15 protein-coding genes are annotated in these 16,475 nt (G+C 41.4%); 9 read left to right on the forward strand and 6 right to left on the reverse strand.

The genetic code is table 11. The annotated features are described in order from the left end of the window. Positions 1-14: 14 nt before the first annotated feature. The 4 genes from G509_RS0108700 (at position 15) to G509_RS0108715 (ending at position 4,763) form a co-directional block, all read left to right on the forward strand. Positions 15-1,448, forward strand: a complete 1,434-nt coding sequence (locus G509_RS0108700; protein ID WP_026991170.1) for an alpha-amylase family glycosyl hydrolase — start codon at positions 15-17, stop codon at positions 1,446-1,448. A gap of 88 nt (positions 1,449-1,536) precedes the next feature. Next, entirely contained in the window at positions 1,537-2,700 is a 1,164-nt protein-coding gene (locus tag G509_RS0108705; protein WP_081663276.1) for a T9SS type A sorting domain-containing protein, read from the forward strand. Between the two features lie 162 nt (positions 2,701-2,862). Next, complete coding sequence (locus G509_RS0108710) at positions 2,863-3,549, forward strand: glycerophosphodiester phosphodiesterase (protein ID WP_026991172.1); 687 nt, start codon at positions 2,863-2,865, stop codon at positions 3,547-3,549. Beyond that, entirely contained in the window at positions 3,546-4,763 is a 1,218-nt protein-coding gene (locus tag G509_RS0108715; RefSeq protein ID WP_026991173.1) for a BaiN/RdsA family NAD(P)/FAD-dependent oxidoreductase, read from the forward strand. Before G509_RS0108710 ends, G509_RS0108715 begins: the two co-directional genes overlap by 4 nt. A gap of 100 nt (positions 4,764-4,863) precedes the next feature. Here the strand turns inward: G509_RS0108715 and G509_RS0108720 are convergent, their stop codons facing one another. Continuing rightward, a complete protein-coding gene (locus tag G509_RS0108720; RefSeq protein WP_026991174.1) occupies positions 4,864-5,565 on the reverse strand; it encodes a DUF4397 domain-containing protein in 702 nt (233 codons plus the stop codon). A gap of 167 nt (positions 5,566-5,732) precedes the next feature. Here G509_RS0108720 and G509_RS0108725 point away from each other — a divergent pair, with 167 nt between their 5' ends. Further along, positions 5,733-6,308, forward strand: a complete 576-nt coding sequence (locus G509_RS0108725; protein ID WP_026991175.1) for a hypothetical protein — start codon at positions 5,733-5,735, stop codon at positions 6,306-6,308. A 79-nt stretch (positions 6,309-6,387) separates the two neighbouring features. On the opposite strand, the gene G509_RS0108730 is transcribed toward G509_RS0108725, so the two are convergent. The 4 genes from G509_RS0108730 to G509_RS0108745 all read right to left on the reverse strand — a co-directional run bounded on the left by G509_RS0108730 (position 6,388) and on the right by G509_RS0108745 (position 12,123). Continuing rightward, complete coding sequence (locus tag G509_RS0108730; RefSeq protein ID WP_026991176.1) at positions 6,388-7,368, reverse strand: LuxE/PaaK family acyltransferase; 981 nt, start codon at positions 7,366-7,368, stop codon at positions 6,388-6,390. Positions 7,369-7,445: 77 nt separating this feature from the next. Further along, the gene (locus G509_RS0108735) at positions 7,446-7,781 is read right to left on the reverse strand and encodes a T9SS type A sorting domain-containing protein (protein ID WP_026991177.1); all 336 of its coding nucleotides are present in this window, start codon (positions 7,779-7,781) and stop codon (positions 7,446-7,448) included. 259 nt (positions 7,782-8,040) lie between these two features. Beyond that, positions 8,041-9,171: a hypothetical protein gene (locus G509_RS0108740; RefSeq protein WP_026991178.1), complete on the reverse strand. Its 1,131-nt coding sequence runs from the start codon at positions 9,169-9,171 to the stop codon at positions 8,041-8,043. Between the two features lie 204 nt (positions 9,172-9,375). Beyond that, positions 9,376-12,123 carry a TonB-dependent receptor gene (locus tag G509_RS0108745; RefSeq protein WP_026991179.1) on the reverse strand — a complete coding sequence of 916 codons (2,748 nt, stop codon included), beginning with the start codon at positions 12,121-12,123 and terminating at the stop codon, positions 9,376-9,378. Positions 12,124-12,305: 182 nt separating this feature from the next. Between G509_RS0108745 and G509_RS0108750 the strand changes: the two genes are divergently transcribed. Next, a complete protein-coding gene (locus tag G509_RS0108750; RefSeq protein WP_026991180.1) occupies positions 12,306-12,989 on the forward strand; it encodes a response regulator transcription factor in 684 nt (227 codons plus the stop codon). Further along, positions 12,989-14,029 (forward strand): sensor histidine kinase, encoded by a 1,041-nt coding sequence (locus G509_RS0108755; RefSeq protein ID WP_026991181.1) that lies wholly within the window; start codon positions 12,989-12,991, stop codon positions 14,027-14,029. Before G509_RS0108750 ends, G509_RS0108755 begins: the two co-directional genes overlap by 1 nt. On the opposite strand, the gene G509_RS0108760 is transcribed toward G509_RS0108755, so the two are convergent. Further along, complete coding sequence (locus G509_RS0108760; protein WP_026991182.1) at positions 14,003-15,064, reverse strand: glycosyltransferase; 1,062 nt, start codon at positions 15,062-15,064, stop codon at positions 14,003-14,005. The genes G509_RS0108755 and G509_RS0108760 overlap by 27 nt on opposite strands. Before the next feature lie 93 nt (positions 15,065-15,157). Between G509_RS0108760 and trmB the strand changes: the two genes are divergently transcribed. Both trmB and G509_RS0108770 read left to right on the forward strand, forming a co-directional pair. Continuing rightward, on the forward strand, positions 15,158-15,832 hold the full coding sequence (trmB, locus tag G509_RS0108765) for a tRNA (guanosine(46)-N7)-methyltransferase TrmB (protein WP_026991183.1): 675 nt from the start codon (positions 15,158-15,160) through the stop codon (positions 15,830-15,832). 1 nt (position 15,833) lies between these two features. Further along, entirely contained in the window at positions 15,834-16,469 is a 636-nt protein-coding gene (locus G509_RS0108770) for a LysE family transporter (protein ID WP_026991184.1), read from the forward strand. Positions 16,470-16,475: the final 6 nt, after the last annotated feature.

The raw sequence follows: 16,475 nt of genomic DNA on the forward strand, positions 1-16,475 counted from the left end.
CAAACTATTATAGCATGAAAAAATCGATTATAACCCTTATGGCACTGGCTTTTATAGCTACAAGCTGTAAAGACGAAAAGACAACGCCTTTGCAAATGCCACAGGGAAAAGCAACGCTGCCGCCGGTTAGCGATGCCATGACAGAAAACAGCGTTATTTACGAGGCTAACATTCGTAACTATTCGGCGGAAGGCACTTTTAATGCCTTTACAAAAGATATTCCTGAACTTAAAAAGCTGGGGGTAAAGGTGCTGTGGGTTATGCCTATATATCCTATTTCTATGAAACGCCGTAAGGCTACAGCCGATAAATCTATTGAGGATATTACCGACCCGAACGAGAAGAAAAAATACCTGGGCAGCTGGTATGCCATTACCGATTATACTGCCGTTAACCCTGACCTGGGTACTATAGAAGATTTCAGGAAACTGGTACAAACCGCGCACGATAATGGTATGTATGTAATTCTGGACTGGGTGGCTAACCACACCGGTTGGGACCATAAATGGATTACAGAGCACCCTGAATATTACGAAAAGAACAAAAAAGGCGAAGTAACCGATCCGCTAAATCCGGAAACAGGTGAACCGTGGGGCTGGACCGATGTGGCACACCTTGATTATGCGAACAAAAAGGTGTACGACCCCATGACCAATGCCATGATGTATTGGGTGGAGGAAAACATTGACGGTTTCCGTTGCGATGTGGCCGATAACGTACCTACCGATTTCTGGAACTACGCCATCCCGAAACTTGAAAAACGTAAGCCACTGTTTATGCTAATGGAGTCAGAAAAAGACTATTTGCTTAAAGGCCAGTTTGATATGGGCTATGGTTTTGAGGCGCATCATGTTATGAATGATATTGCCAAAGGCACCAAAACGGTAGCCGACTGGGATAAACTTATGGTGCATCTTGCTCAAAAATATGAGAAAGATGATATTATGATGAACCTTACCAGCAGCCATGACGAAAATGCCTGGAACGGCAGCGAGTATGAACGAATGGGCGATGCCGCCGAGACTTTTGCTGCGCTTACCTACACCATGCCGGGTATGCCGCTTATTTATACCGGACAGGAATATGATAATAAAAAACGCCTTAAATTTTTTGAGCAGGACCCTATCGACAAGAAAAAAGGGCACATGTTTGCTATTTATGAGAAACTGGGCGAACTTAAAAATACGAACGAAGCTCTAAATGGCGGTAAAAACCCGGCTGCATACACAAGGCTTAAAACATCTAATGATGCTAATGTGCTTGCTTTTGAGAGAAGTAAAGGCAACAGCAAAGTGTATTTTATAGCCAACCTTACTAAAGCTTCGATAAGTTTTACCGTTGAGGCTGAAGGTGATTTTACCAATTATATGACAGGCGAAAAAGTTACTATTAAACAAGGCCAGAAATTTGATGCCAAACCTTGGCAGTACTGGATACTTACTAAATAATTTACAGGGCTATGGGCAAATTATGTCCGTAGCCCTTTTTTTAACCAATTTACTATAACGTTTTCTTAATTTTTTAATTCTATTTTTTATGATCAAAAAACTACTTATGTATTGCACAGTGTTCCTGGCGGGCACAGCAATGATGACAGCCCAGAATGCTAACATTGGGCTAATTGGAGGTTCTACCAGTACCGATTGGGGTAGCGATACCGACATGGTAACAACCGATGGTGTTACGTACACATTAAACAATGTGGTATTAGAAAACCCTGCCGAAGGCGAGGAGGTAGATGCAGGTGTAAAATTCAGGCAGGATGATGTTTGGACAAACAATTGGGGCGGTACGGGTTTTCCGGCCGGTACGGCTTCTCCGGGCGGGGCTAACATACCCATAGTAAACGGTACGTATAATGTTACCTTTAATCTTACTACCTTACAGTACAGCTTTATTAATGTTGGTTTTGATGACATATCGCTTGTAGGTACAGGTGTAGATGTTGCTTTACTTACTGCCGATGGCATCACGTATACGGCAGACAATGTTGCACTGCCTGCGGGCAACGTAGCGTTTATGATTAACGATGCGGCTGTTGGCTGGGGTAGCAGTGCTTTCCCAACGGGTACAGCGGTATCGGGTACTTCCATACCGGCTTTAGCAAACAGCTATAACATAACGTTTAATAAAGATACCAAGGCTTACAGTTTTAACTATGTTACCATAAGCCTTATTGGCGATGGCATTGTTGACTGGAATACCGATACCAATCTTACCACTACAGATGGCGTTAATTACATGCTGAGCAACTTTACATTTCCGGGTGGCGAAGTAAAATTCAGGCTTAACCACGAATGGGCACCGGGTTGGGGTAGCCTTGATTTTCCTTCAGGAACAGGTTCTACAGCAGTAGATGCCCCAAATATTCCGGTTACAGCAGGTGCATGGGATGTGTTTTTTACCAGAACAACAGGTGAGTATGGCTTTGCAACGCCTAACATCGCAGCAGTTGCATCAATAAATGCAGGCAGTATTTCGGTATATCCAAATCCATCGGCTACAGCCTGGACATTTAATGCCGGCAATAATATTATAAATAGCATACAAGTTATAGATGTTACCGGTAAAGTAGTTTATACTACGGCGATTAATGCTACCACAGCAACTGTAAATGCAACTGGCCTTTCGGCAGGTATGTATTTTGCGAGGTTAACTTCGGCGAATGCCACACAAACCATCAGGGTGGTTAAAAATTAGGGGGTTATTTTATTTTTAATAATAAAAGCGCAAACTGTAAAGGTTTGCGCTTTTTGGTTTTTCAGCCACAAATTTCACTAATTCCACCAAATTAAATAGTTGCTATTGCATTAGCTTCTTATAAATTCGTACCTAACAACTATCTTTACAAAAAATAAAACTATGGCAGCATTCCTAAAAATAGGGCACCGTGGCGCCAAAGGCCATTTGCCCGAAAATACGCTGGCCTCCTTCGCCAAATCCTTAGAGCTTGGTGCCAATGGCATAGAGCTGGATGTGCATGTATGCGCTACCGGAGAGTTAGTGGTTATTCATGATTTTACGGTAGATCGCGTTACCAACGGTAGTGGCGAGGTGCATAAAATGTCATTAGATCAGCTTAAAGCCCTAACCATAGATGGCGAGCATAGTATACCCACACTCGATGAGGTTTTTGACCGGGTTGGCAAACAATGTTTTGTAAATATAGAAATGAAAGGCCGCCACACAGCCAAACCGGTAAGCGAGTTTATAGATCGTTATGTAGCCGATAAAGGTTATGCGTATAACGATTTTATAGCATCGAGTTTTCAGCGTGAGGAGTTGCAGGTAATGAGCGAGATCAATAATAAAATTCCGATAGGGGTATTAACGCAGGCCAGTGTTACCCAGGCATGGCAGTGGGCGGTAGAGTTTAAGGCAAAGGCCATTCACCCGCATTTTACACTGCTTACAGAAAGTAATGTGCACAAAGCGCAGCAGGCCGGCCTTAAGGTGTATACCTGGACCATAAACGAACCCGAAGATATAGAACGTATAAAAGCCTATGGTGTAGATGGCATAATATCTGACTACCCTGAACGATTATGAGTAAAAGTTACGATGTTATAATAGCCGGTGGCGGTGCTGCCGGATTTTTTACCGCCATTAATATTGCCGATGCCAACCCAATTCTTAAAATAGCCATTTTAGAGCGCGGCAAAGAGGTACTTAGTAAAGTGCGGGTTTCGGGCGGGGGCAGGTGCAATGTTACCCATGCCTGTTTTGTGCCAGACGACCTGGTTAAGTTTTATCCCCGTGGCGAAAAAGAGCTGCGAGGGCCCTTTAACCGCTTTTGTAGTGGCGATACTATAGAATGGTTTGAAAAGCGCGGTGTGGAGTTTAAAATTGAGGAAGACGGGCGTATGTTTCCTGTTACCGATAGTTCGCAAACCATAATAGATTGTTTTTTATCGGCAACAAAAAAACATGGCATACAAATACTAACCGGCGAGAGCATACAGGCTATTTACAGGGCCGATACGCATTGGAAGATTACCACCCTGAACGATACTTTTTTGGCCGATAAACTGGTAATGGCCACAGGCAGCAACCCTAAAATGTGGGAAATGCTGCAGGAGCTGGGGCACACCATTGTTCCGCCCGTACCATCGTTATTTACCTTTAATATAAAAGATCCGCGCATTAAAGATTTAATGGGTGTATCGGCACTGGCAACCGTAAAGGTTAAGAAATCTAAGCTGGAAGCATCAGGCCCGTTGCTTATAACCCATTGGGGCATGAGCGGGCCGGGTATTTTGCGTTTATCGGCCTGGGGAGCGCGTGAATTGTTTGATAAAAGCTACCAGTTTGCGCTTCAGGTAAACTGGCTTAACGATGTAGATTTAGACGAGTGCGATGTTTTGCTGAAAGAAATAAAGCAGGAGCATGCTAAAAAATCGGTGGGTAAAAAATCGCCTTTTGATTTTCCTAACCGTTTGTGGGAAAGCCTGGTTAACGCGGCAGGTATACTGCCCGATACCAAGTGGGCCGACCTGACCCGTAACCAGTTACAGGCACTGGCCAATCAGTTGGTAAATGGCGAGTATCAGGTAAACGGTAAAAGTACTTTTAAAGAAGAATTTGTAACCGCAGGTGGCGTAGAGCTTAAAGAGGTAAATTTTAAAACCATGGAAAGCCGCAGGGTAGAGAACCTGTACTTTGCAGGAGAGGTTTTAAATATAGACGCCATTACCGGGGGCTTTAACTTTCAGAATGCCTGGACAGGTGGCTTTATAGCCGCTGAGGCTATTACATCAATGTAATAATTACACGGTTTTTAATGTATCAATTCGCTAATTAGTATAAATAAGAAGAGCGACGCATGTATTATGCGTCGCTCTTTGTTTAAAGTAGAATCACAAATTAATAATTCCGCAGTTTTTCGCTGCTAAACGTGTCGTTACTACCCGCAGGTGGTGTAACAAAACCTTTGGTGTAAATGGTGTAATTGCCACCGTTATTCAGCTCGGTAGCGGTAGTTGTAAACAATACTTCTCCGGTAGCAGTACTGGTAAAAGTAATAGTGTAGTTGCCGCTTTCAACCTCATCAAAACTTGTAGATTCTTTAAAACCAAGATCGGTAGCAAAAGTAAGGTTGGGTGCCGTAATGGTTATGCCGCCGGCATCTGGAGATAAGTTAATAAACCTAACACGTGTGCGGTTTGCTGCAGGATAATCTAAAGAATCGGTATACGTTACCAACTCTATATTATCGAAGGTGTTTACGGCAAAGGCGCTAAAATACTGGCCTGCTGCAAGGCTAATGGTGTCGCTTGCCACAATGTTTCCGGCCGTGTTTTTAACGCTTAGTACGCGGTTTCCGGTATAAAAGCCATAGTAGCCTTCGGCGGCGTTATAGCCAAGAGGCGAATTGTTTACCAGGTTGGCATCGGCATAAAAATAAAGGTCGCCGCTGTTTGGGCTAACGTTGGCAATAACGCCTCGCGCAATAGTCTGGTCTATAGGGTTGTAATAATTGTTGTTATCATCATCAATATCGCAGGATGATAACAGTAACGCTGCGCCTGTGCACAGTAGTAATTTGGAAAAGAAATTAATTTTCATAGCTGTTTGTGTTTAATACAGCTATAAGATGCACACACTACCGCTTGCGTTGCGTGGACGCGAAAACTTTAACTTTTTTAAGATGTATTATTGGCTATACGTAAGAAAATCATATAGTTGTACGCAACCTTTTTATTTATTTAGCGTCTTACTACAAACCAATCACCATGAAAAAGACATTTTTATTTTTAAGCCTGGGTGTGCTGGCAATAGCCTGCTCTGGCGATGATGCTACTACAATTAAAGATAGTGCACAAAACAAAGTAGTACTGCTACAGGTAGATTACCTAACGGGTGCGTTTGAGGGTGGAAAGGAGCTTATTTTTCCTGAAGCGGAAGATTTTACCCTGACGTATGATTATACATCGCCGGGCGATTTTGGCGATATTACCCTGAATTATGAGGAGGTTAACCAGCCGCTTTTTGCCGGCACTATTGTTTGGGATGGCAAAGGCGAAAGAGAGTTTCCGGAGGCTATAGATGCGATATCTGCATTTGCGACTACAAACACTAATGTTGCACTGCCTGCTAATGATACTTTTGAGCAGGTTAATTATAATGAGGATGCGTATCCTGAAAACATGAGCTACCAGCCTTTGTGGGAAGCTGTAGATAATTTGCAGGTTGTAAAGGAATACAGGCAGTCTAACCCTACTGCAAAAGTGCGTGTTTTTTTATATACGCCAAGTGTAGGTATGGGTAACCCTGCCGAGTGGGATTACTATCTTATCCTTAAAAACTAAGTTGCTATAAATAATGTAAGGAACTAACGCTATTTCTTTTTGAAATGTGTTAGCTCTTTTTGTGTTTAAGAAGTTTTACTTACAGCACCATTAGGTTACAGCCACGGATATCTGAATTATCAAAGCGGCCCAGCACCTCAAAACTTTGGTTGGTGTATTTTTTACCGAGGTCTTGGGTGGCAATAAACGAACACGAATTTATATTGGCAAGGTCGATAACATTAATACCGCCGGTTTTGCCATAATCTATATACGTTAGTGCATCCTCGGTATCGCGGATTAAGATGTCCATCCAGGGTGGGCACTCAAAAATGCCATCGCCTAAAGAATAAGCCTGCGATAACAGTTCCGTCATTCCATATTCCGAATGTATTTTGCTTACGCCAAAGCCATTGCACAGTACTTCGTGCAGCTCTTCGCGAATCATTTCGCGGCGGCGGCCCTTCATACCACCGGTTTCCATAATAATGGTATTCTTTAATGTAAAGCCCTGTTTTTCTACAAGGTCGAGCAGTGCGTAGGTAACGCCAATAAGCAATACATTTTGGCCGGCATTATCTAAGGCTACCAGTTTTGTAATAAGCTCATCGTAATTGCTAAGGTAAAAGCCGCTATCGGGGTTGTTAGAGCGCTGTATTAAATCGTCTACCATATAGATTAACGACGATCCTTCGCGCTCTAAATAAGAGGGCAGGAGTGCCAGAACGGCATAATCTTCTATATTGCCATAAAATTGCGAGAAGGCCAAACGAAAGCTTTGATCGTAATAATTGGTGTCAGTTACCAAGTGGCGACTGGTAACCATGCCTGTGGTGCCACTGCTGGTAAAAATTACCTGTGCAGGGTCTGGGTTGCTTACTACCTCGTGGCTTTTAAAAAACTGTATGGGCAAAAACGGAATGTCTTTAACCACTTTTACATTTTGCTTATCCTTGCCTAATAAGACGCAAAAATTGCGATACACGGTATTATTATCGTATTGATGCCTAAAAACTTTAAGGGTAGTTTTTTCGAACTCTTTTTTAGAGCCTATGGTAAATATATCTGTAGGGGTAAGCAAGGCAAAATGTTTTGGCAAAAATACAAAATAAAAAAGCACCGCTGTTGCAGTGCTTTAAATATTGTTACGGGCGGTAACTACTTTACAATAAGTTTACGAGTAGCCGTAGCCTCGCCCTCCTTAACTTTAATAATGTATACGCCGGCTGTAAGGTCTGATATGTTTAATTCTTTGCCTGTAATGGTTGCCTGAAGAATTTTCTTACCAAGCACATCAAAAATCTCTACATCTTTGCTTTGTGTAGACTTAGAAGTGATATAAATCCTGTCTGAGCTCACCGGGTTCGGGTATATATTAAGCCCTTCTATGGCTTCCTTGCCAGATGCGGTAAGCCCTTTGTTTTCCTGGGCTACAGCGCCTATAGAAAACAAAAAGAACATCAGTAAGGTAATATAAATGTAGTTTTTCTTCATTGATGGTGTTTGACTGTGTAAATGTACAATAAATAATTCAAATACCGTACCAAAGAATATGTGAACTAAAATGTAATTTTTTGCTAATTATTTTAACAGGCAAACTGATGGTTTTAATTTATGAAGGTGCCTGATTGATAAGGCGCTACAAAATTATTTAACAAGTAAATAATTTTTGCTTTTTGCTGGCAATAAAGCAAAAAAATACCCCTCTGTTCAGAGGGGTAAATTATATGGATTATCTAAGAAATTTCAAAGATTAAAGACCAGCCCATGAAGTCCAAGATGGAAGAGCTGCACCGTTACCAGCACCTGTAGATGTACCAGCTGTGTAAGCTACCGGTAAGTTAGATGTTGCAGTAACATTGTTGATGTTAATGTTGCTTAGTGGGTGTAGTGTAAAGTAAGCACCAGACTCGTTACCGTTAAAGTTGATACCAAAGCTACCCGTTGCACCTTTAAAGTCTGCAATGTATACGTTGCTTATTGTAGCATAAGTACCTCTTCTTAGCATTATACCGGCTTCGCTGGTTACAGCTGCGTTGTTACGGCCAATAAGTGTAATGTTAGAAAGTGTAGGGTTAGATATTGGAGCTAAAGTAGCGTTGTTAGAGTTGTTGTCTGCCTCGATACCACGGCTGTCTGAAGAGAAAGCAAGAGCAGGAGCCTGGTTAGAGTATAAGTTAGAAACAGTACCGTTCCAACCTTCAGTCCAGTCAAAAGAGTCATCCTGGTTTCCGATAGAGATAAGGTTGTTTCCACCTACAGATCCACCAAAGAACTCAAAACCATCATCAGAACCCTGGTAAGCCAAAAGGTTGTTTACAGTTGTACCAGAACCTACACCATAAAATGTAAAGCCGTTAAATTCTGCTTCTGGATTGATAAGTGCACCAGCATATTCTAACCTGATGTAAGAAAGTACGCCAGAGTTATCTGCAGGGTTTGTACCACCATATGTTAAACCTGTAACCTCAGCCTGTACGTTTGTACCTAAGTTAGTTACTGCGTTACCGCAAACTACAATTCCACCCCAGTCTCCAGGAGCCGGTTGCGCTTTGCTTGAAGTAAAGATAATAGGATCTGCAGCAGTACCCTGAGCTACAATTTTACCACCTGCTTTAACAGCAAGAAAAGCAACAGCAGTAGCATCAGCTTCAGCATAACCTTCAATACGTGTACCTGCAGGTATAGTAAGTGTAACACCGTTCTCTACATATACAGGGCCTTTAAGAGTATATACAGTTTCTTCGTTTAATGTTAAGTTGGCAGAAATTGTACCTGTAAGATCTGCTGCTTCTGCAATTGGCTCTGTAGTGTTAGAGTCATCATCACCACAACTTGTAAATACTGCACTTAGAACTGCTAAGCTTAAAAATAATTTTTTCATCGTTTCAATTAATTAATGTTGTTTAATTTTTGTACTGCAAAGATGCATCGGCAGTTTAGTTTTGGGGTTAAGCCACAGTTATATAAACATTAAAATAGCCTATAGTTTGCGTTAACTTAATGTTATGTATGTTAGGCTAATGCGGCATAAAAAAAGCAGCCAAAAAGGCTGCTTTAAATAACACTTTGCAATGTTTTATAAGTATTAGAAAATGTTGTACTTAACACCCAGGCTAAAGTCTACACCCGCCCTAAAGTTGTAGGTGTCTATATCGCCTTCGGCATTTTCCTGTACCCTTCTTATTTTGTAGTTTAGTATGTTGCCCATATTATAAGTAACGGTCCATTTTTCGCCTATGCTTGTGCTCGATACAAAGTTTAGCATCATAATGCCTTTTTCTACAATGTTACCTCTTTCAAAAGATCCAAGAGAGTAAATCCTGTCATGAAAATAGTTACCTACTAACGATACGGTTGGTTTAAATTTACCGGCTTCAACACGGTACGTAACATCGGCATTTACAAGTAGTGGAGATGCTCCCTGAAGCGCATCGGTCTTATCGTTAAAGTTTACACTTAAGCTGTTGTTGGTTTCGCGGGCCACTTTATCGCTGTCCAGGTCCTGGTGCGAATACATTACTGTTGCGTTAGCACCAAAGCTTAATGTTTGGTTGTCTACTTTCCAGATGTTTTTCTTAACCTCGAACTCTACACCGGCAACATAAGCCGATTTACCTGCATTTACAAACGTGTTATCGTTAAGGGTAGAGTTAAGTAGCACACGGCTAATTGGGTTGTCTAAGTATTTACCAAAAACACCTGCCGAGAATACCTCATCGTTATTAGGAAACATTTCCCATTTAAAGTCGATGTTATAGTTATCTGATGGTTTAAGGAACGGGTTACCAATTGAGTTTTCGCCCACACCTTCGTAACGGAATGGTGATTTTTCTTTAAACTGTGGCAATGTGTAGGTTTTACTTGCGGCAAAACGTAGGTTTTGCGTATCATTAAGGCTGTATTTTAAAGTAGCAGCAGGCAAAATGTATACTTTGTCTATGGTTGCATCATCAAAATCAGCACCGGCTATCGGGAAGTTAGTATCCCAAACCAGTTCCTGCAATACTTTTTCTGCCCTTAGGCCTAATGTATAGGTAAGTTTTTCTGACAGGTTGTGCTCAAAGTTAGCTACACCTGCGTGTATGCTTAGGTCGCCATTATAGGTAAACGGCTTTAAGCTCTGTAGCCTTGATGTGCTTATAAAAAACGTGCCCGGTATGTTTTGACTTGCTGCCTGGTTAGAAGCGTTAAGGAAAGAATCTAAATTATCCGGGCTTACAGGAATGCTTTCTGCACCAGATACCCTGAAGTTAAATTGTGTAGCCTCAAAATCTCTCGATTTTATCCTGCCATTGTAGCCAAAAGTAAATTTGCCTTTGTAAAGTTCGTCGTCGCCTTTAAGCAGCTTGTAAGTTGCAAGTGCTTTAAGGGCAGTTTCTTTCTCGTCTATGTACTGAAAGTAACGGTTGTTTGTAGTTGGGGCTGCTGTATTAAATATATAGTCGCTGCCTGTTTGTACAAGGTTATTGGTAATCCTGTCTGGCATATCGGCATTTACAGTACTAAAAGATGCACCCCAGTCAAGGTCTAATTTATCGGTAAATGTGTGCTTGCCTAACAACTGGTTAACAAAAAGCTTGTTTTGCTCTGTTAATGTCTGGCGGTTAAATTCGTAACGGTCATCTCCCTGGCCTACGTAAGTATCGTATTCGCCAACGGTAGTTTTAGATGCGTTTACAAATACGCTGTTGAATTTAATGGTATTTTTAGCATTTAGCTTGTAAGCCACATTAGCCATTAAGGTTGTTTTTGTAGAAAACTCGTATTTATCTACATTAAAATAGTCGGTAATAATATTGTCGTTAGTATTACTTACAACCCTCTGGAAACCATTTTTGTATTTGTAACCGTTAGCATAGTTAGCTGTAGCAAATGCGCTAATGCGGCCGTTTTCGCCTACGTTAAAGTTTTTACCGCCTGTAAGGCCAAAGCTACCGTTTAATGGGTTGTTTTGAGTTTCGGGGCTCCATTTGGTTCCAAATTGGTAGTTAGATGTAGATGTTGGTGTTTTAACATCATAAAAACCTGTTTTTTTAGCACCATCGGCAATTTTAAAGTCAGATCCAAAAGCTTTGTTGTTTAAGCCTGTACCAACTTCTACCACAAATTTAGTGTTGCCGTTGTGTTCTTTAGACTGTATGTCTACGTTAGCACCGCCCATATCGCCATACTGGTCTGCCGAGTAGGTTTTGCTAATGCCAACCGACTGGATAATATCTGTAGAGAAAAGGTCCAGTGCAATATTTTTGTTTTCCGGCTCGTTACTTGGCAAAGGCAGGCCGTTTAGCATGGTGCTGTTGTAACGGTCGCCAAGGCCACGTACAAATATACCGCTGTTGCCCTCTTGTTTAGAAATACCGGTTACCTTGGTTACAGCCCCGGCAGCATCGCTAACACCTTTACGGCTTAGCTCCTGCGCACCAATGTTCTGTTTTATTACCGCCGAATTTTTTTGCTCCAGCAATAATGCTGTTTCCTTTTCGCGGCTTACGGTTTTTTCTATAACCACATCCTGCAGCTGTACGCTGGTAGATGTCATTATCTGGTTTATGGTTTTTGTTTCTCCTGCTTTAATTGTAAATTGTACTTCTTTAGTTTCGTAACCTAAAAAAGCAAATACAAGAATGTGCGTTCCTTCGGGTACAGATAAAGTGTACACCCCGTTCTCGTCTGCATTGGTTCCGGTGGTGGTTCCTTTAAGGGCCACACTGGCAAACGGTAACGACTCGTTATTCATGTCTTTGTCGGTAATAGTACCGGTTACTGTACCTTTATTCTGGGCAAAGCCAATAGCAAGGGTAAACAGTGTAATTACTAAGAATTTAAGTTTCATTTCGTGTTGTATAATTTTGCTGCAAAGAAACTGCCAGTCTTTAAATGCTATGTTACTTAATAGTTACCTTTGGATTTACTATTTATTACTAAATTGTTAACAGATTAAATTACCGTTAACACGTTTGATGGTTTTGTATTATCTTTACCTTTACCGCCACAAAACATACACATAGTGTCGTTATGAAGAAAAAAGATATTAAGATCTTACTGGCTGATGATGAGCAGGATATTCTGGAAATTGTAGGATACAACCTTACACAGGAAGGTTATCAGGTTATTACTGCCGTTAATGGTAAAGAGGCTGTTGCCAAAGCTAAAAAAGAACTGCCGCACCTTATTATTATAGATGTTATGATGCCCGAAATGGATGGCATGGAAGCTGTAGAAAATATAAGGAAGATACCAGAGCTTAGTAACGTTATTATAACATTCTTAACCGCCCGCAGCGAAGATTATTCGCAGGTGGCTGGTTTTGATGCCGGTGCCGACGATTATATTGCCAAGCCTATAAAGCCAAAATTACTGGTTAGCAAGGTAAAAGCTTTATTAAGAAGGCTTAAGGAAGATGAAAATAAAGAAGATGTTTTAAGGGTTGGCAACATTATAATTAACCGCGAGGAGTATAAAATTGTAATGGAAGACCGCGAAATTGTACTGCCACGTAAAGAGTTTGAATTGTTCTATCTGCTTGCCTCTAAGCCGGGTAAAGTGTTTAAGAGAGAAGAAATTCTTGATAAAGTGTGGGGTAACGAGGTTGTTGTAGGTGGGCGTACTATAGACGTGCACATTCGCAAACTGAGGGAAAAAATTGGCGACGAAATATTTAAAACCATAAAAGGAGTAGGCTACAAGCTGGAAATTTAGTGAGCTTAAAATTAAAAAAATCATATAAATTCGCTGTAAAATCAGCGTTATATATAACCTTATTTGCTACCTCGCTGCTTGCGGGGTTAGCTTTTTTATACACTATAGACTGGCAGGCCATCGTGCTGGTCTTTGTAATTGTATTCTTATTTTCGTTCCTGGTGCTGCAATACCGGGTGGAGCGTTTTATTTACCGGAGGGTAAAGAAAATATACGATGATATTTCACTTTTGGAGTCCAGTAATTTTAGAAATAAGTCCATTACTACCGATATGGTTACGCTTACGCGCGAACTTGAAAAATTTGCCCGCGATAAGAAAATAGAGATTGAAACCCTAAAAATTCGCGAGGAGTACCGAAGGGAATTTTTGGGCAATGTATCGCACGAGCTAAAAACCCCATTGTTTACCGTGCAGGGTTATATACTTACACTGCTTGATGGTGCCATGAACGATAAGGTGCTGCGCAAAAAATACCTGCAACGCGCAGAAAAAGGGGTGGAGCGCCTTATTTATATTGTGCAGGACCTGGACATGATTACCAAAATGGAGGTGGGCGACCTGAACCTTACCTTTACCAAATTCAATATTTTAGAGGTTATACAAAACGTTTTCGACCTCCTGGAGATGAAAGCCGACAAAAAAGGCATCATCCTTATGTTTGATATGAAGTACATTAAACCTATAATGGTGTACGGCGATAAAGAGAAAATACAGCAGGTGCTTACTAATTTGGTGGTTAACTCTATTAAATATGGTAAAGAGAACGGCAGTACAGAGGTAGGTATAGAAGATCTGGTTAACAACAAAATTATTATCAGGGTAAAAGACAATGGCGAAGGTATAGAGCAAAAGCACATACCCCGCCTGTTTGAGCGTTTTTACCGTGTAGATAAAAGCGGTGCCCGTACAGAGGGTGGCTCCGGACTTGGGCTTGCCATTGTTAAGCACATTATAGAGGGCCACGACGAAAAAATGTATGTAGAGAGCACCTTTGGCAAGGGCTCAGAGTTTTCATTTACCCTCGAAAAGACTAAATAGGTCCTTCCATTTAGAGTTGCCGTTAATATCCTTCAGGCCTTTATACAGGTCGGCTTTTTGCAGGTCGGCTATCTTAAACTTTGCCTGTGTGGCATAAGGCACCAACCCCGATTTTTTAAGTTTCTTGGCCAGGTACTCCTGTTCGTATTGACCGGGTGTGGGTATAAAAAATGCTTTTTTGCCCAGTTTTGCCAAATCCATCACGTTAGTATATCCAGAGCGGCATAATACCATCTCGCTTTCGTTAAAAGCCTGTGCCAGCGCAGTGGTATTCATAAAATTATAAAAAGTAATACCGCCTTTTTTAATAATTTGCTCTTCCGGCTCAATAACTCCCCTAATAAAAATAACGCGGCCTTTGTAGTTTAAAAGGTCTTTTTCCAGCTTTTCTTCCAAAAGAGTGCGCTGTGGCTCAGGGCCAGACAGCAGCACCATAAGGTCGTATTTTTTTTCGGCTACGCTTTTGTGCAGCCGGCTTATGGGGCCAATGTATTTAAGGTTTTGTAGCTCTTCATCGGTGTGCCCCAACTTGCCCGACAGGTTGGGCGACGACGCTACATCGGGCACCCAGCACTCCCTGTAGCGCTTAATAAACATTTTGTGTATGGCAGACGTTATATGAGTGGTATTGCCCGTTAGCACGTTAAGCTGGTGCGTAATAAAAACCGATGGCGTATTGCGGCAATACACACCCAGCCGATTATCAGATATTATACCACTAATGCCATGCTCGGCAATCAGGGCGGTTACAATTCTACCTTCATTATGTATGGCCCTGAACATTTTGGGCATCTGCCAAAGCAGTTTTAATTTGTAGAACAGGTTGTTTTTGGCATATTCTATATAATATGGTGGCAGTTCCAGGGCAGTTAGGTGCGGAAATTCTTTTTTAAGCAGTTCCAGCGCAGCGCCGTCTGATGCTATAATGGGTTCAAAACCGTGGTTTTCCAGTGCTTCTATTATTGGTATGCAGCGGGTGGCATGCCCTAACCCCCAGTTTAAAGGGGCAACAAGAATCTTTTTTTTAGTTAGCACAGTAGGTTTTTGATAATTTATTAATAACTGCAATCTAAAATTATTTTGATTGCCATATATTTCGCTAATTTTACCAAAAATTTAAATTTAGTAGTGGGAAGCAAGAATAAACTAAAGCGATTTAGAGAAAACGACACCTTTGGTAATGTTTTACAGCCAACAAGAGAAGAAGCGGTTGCCGGAACTTTTGCCCTTAAAGGCAAATGGAACAGCGATTTTTTTAAGAACGATAACCCTATAGTCCTGGAACTTGGCTGTGGCAAAGGCGAATATTCTGTTGGCCTGGCTACCAAATATCCCGATAGTAATTTTATTGGCATCGATATTAAGGGGGCACGTTTTTGGCGTGGCGCCAAAACTGCTGTAGAGCAGGGGCTGCACAATGTAGGTTTCCTTCGCACGCAGATAGAGCTTTTAGAACACTTTTTTGCCGATGGCGAAGTAGCCGAGATCTGGATTACCTTCCCAGACCCGCAGATAAAATACAAGCGCACCAAGCACAGGCTTACTAATACCGAATTTTTAAAGCTGTACAAAAAAATATTAGCTCCGGATGGTGTTGTAAACTTAAAGACCGATAGTGAGTTTATGCATGGCTATACTCTTGGCCTGCTGCATGGCGAAGGGCACGAGGTTATTTATGCCAACCATAACGTATACCACAACGCCGGTGCGCCAGAGGTGGTTACCACCATACAAACATTTTACGAGCAACAGTACCTGGAGCACGATAAAGCCATTACCTATATTAAATTTAAAATAAAGTAGCATGGAGATAGTCCTTCCGGTGGTGGTAGGTTTTTGCATTTCGTTCGTGGCTACCCTTTTACCGGGATTGCTGAATATGACGGCTGCCAAAATTAGCCTTAAGGAAGGCAGGCGCAATTCGGTGTTTTTTGCCCTTGGTGCGGCCACTATAGTATTTTTTCAGGCATACATATCGGTTACATTTGCCAAATTAATCAACCGCAGCCCCGGCATTGTAAACATGCTGCAGGAGGCCGGGTTGGTTATCTTCTCGCTTTTAACCATTTACTTTTTATTCTTATCTAAAAAGAAAAAAAAGGACATAAACCCCGATGAGGTACACGTGCGCAGTACAACCGGCAACTACTTTTTAGGCACCATGCTATCGGCATTAAACTTTTTCCCTATACCGTACTATGTTTTTGTAAGCGTGTCGCTAATGTCTTCAGGCCAGCTTTTAGGCAATAACCTGCTTATATTCTTGTTTGTACTAGGGGCTGTAATGGGGTCGTTTGCGGTGTTTTACCTGTACATTATCTTCTTTAAAAAGTTTGAGCATAAAACTGATTTCTTTATTCGTAATGTAAATTACTTTATAGGTTCTATAACCGGTATTATTTCTATAATAACCATTATTAAGCTGCTGCGTAACCCATAAAACTGT

Origin of the sequence: Flavobacterium subsaxonicum WB 4.1-42 = DSM 21790 (genome assembly GCF_000422725.1) — a bacterium.
Lineage (GTDB): Bacteria > Bacteroidota > Bacteroidia > Flavobacteriales > Flavobacteriaceae > Flavobacterium > Flavobacterium subsaxonicum.

What these genes read in the sequence shown, in the direction of transcription:
- G509_RS0108700 (WP_026991170.1), top strand. Translation starts at nt 15, where the DNA reads ATGAAAAAATCGATTATAACCCTTATGGCACTGGCTTTTATAGCTACA.
- G509_RS0108705 (WP_081663276.1), top strand. Translation starts at nt 1,537, where the DNA reads ATGATCAAAAAACTACTTATGTATTGCACAGTGTTCCTGGCGGGCACA.
- G509_RS0108710 (WP_026991172.1), top strand. Translation starts at nt 2,863, where the DNA reads ATGGCAGCATTCCTAAAAATAGGGCACCGTGGCGCCAAAGGCCATTTG.
- G509_RS0108715 (WP_026991173.1), top strand. Translation starts at nt 3,546, where the DNA reads ATGAGTAAAAGTTACGATGTTATAATAGCCGGTGGCGGTGCTGCCGGA.
- G509_RS0108720 (WP_026991174.1), bottom strand. Translation starts at nt 5,565, where the DNA reads ATGAAAATTAATTTCTTTTCCAAATTACTACTGTGCACAGGCGCAGCG.
- G509_RS0108725 (WP_026991175.1), top strand. Translation starts at nt 5,733, where the DNA reads ATGAAAAAGACATTTTTATTTTTAAGCCTGGGTGTGCTGGCAATAGCC.
- G509_RS0108735 (WP_026991177.1), bottom strand. Translation starts at nt 7,781, where the DNA reads ATGAAGAAAAACTACATTTATATTACCTTACTGATGTTCTTTTTGTTT.
- G509_RS0108740 (WP_026991178.1), bottom strand. Translation starts at nt 9,171, where the DNA reads ATGAAAAAATTATTTTTAAGCTTAGCAGTTCTAAGTGCAGTATTTACA.
- G509_RS0108745 (WP_026991179.1), bottom strand. Translation starts at nt 12,123, where the DNA reads ATGAAACTTAAATTCTTAGTAATTACACTGTTTACCCTTGCTATTGGC.
- G509_RS0108750 (WP_026991180.1), top strand. Translation starts at nt 12,306, where the DNA reads ATGAAGAAAAAAGATATTAAGATCTTACTGGCTGATGATGAGCAGGAT.
- G509_RS0108770 (WP_026991184.1), top strand. Translation starts at nt 15,834, where the DNA reads ATGGAGATAGTCCTTCCGGTGGTGGTAGGTTTTTGCATTTCGTTCGTG.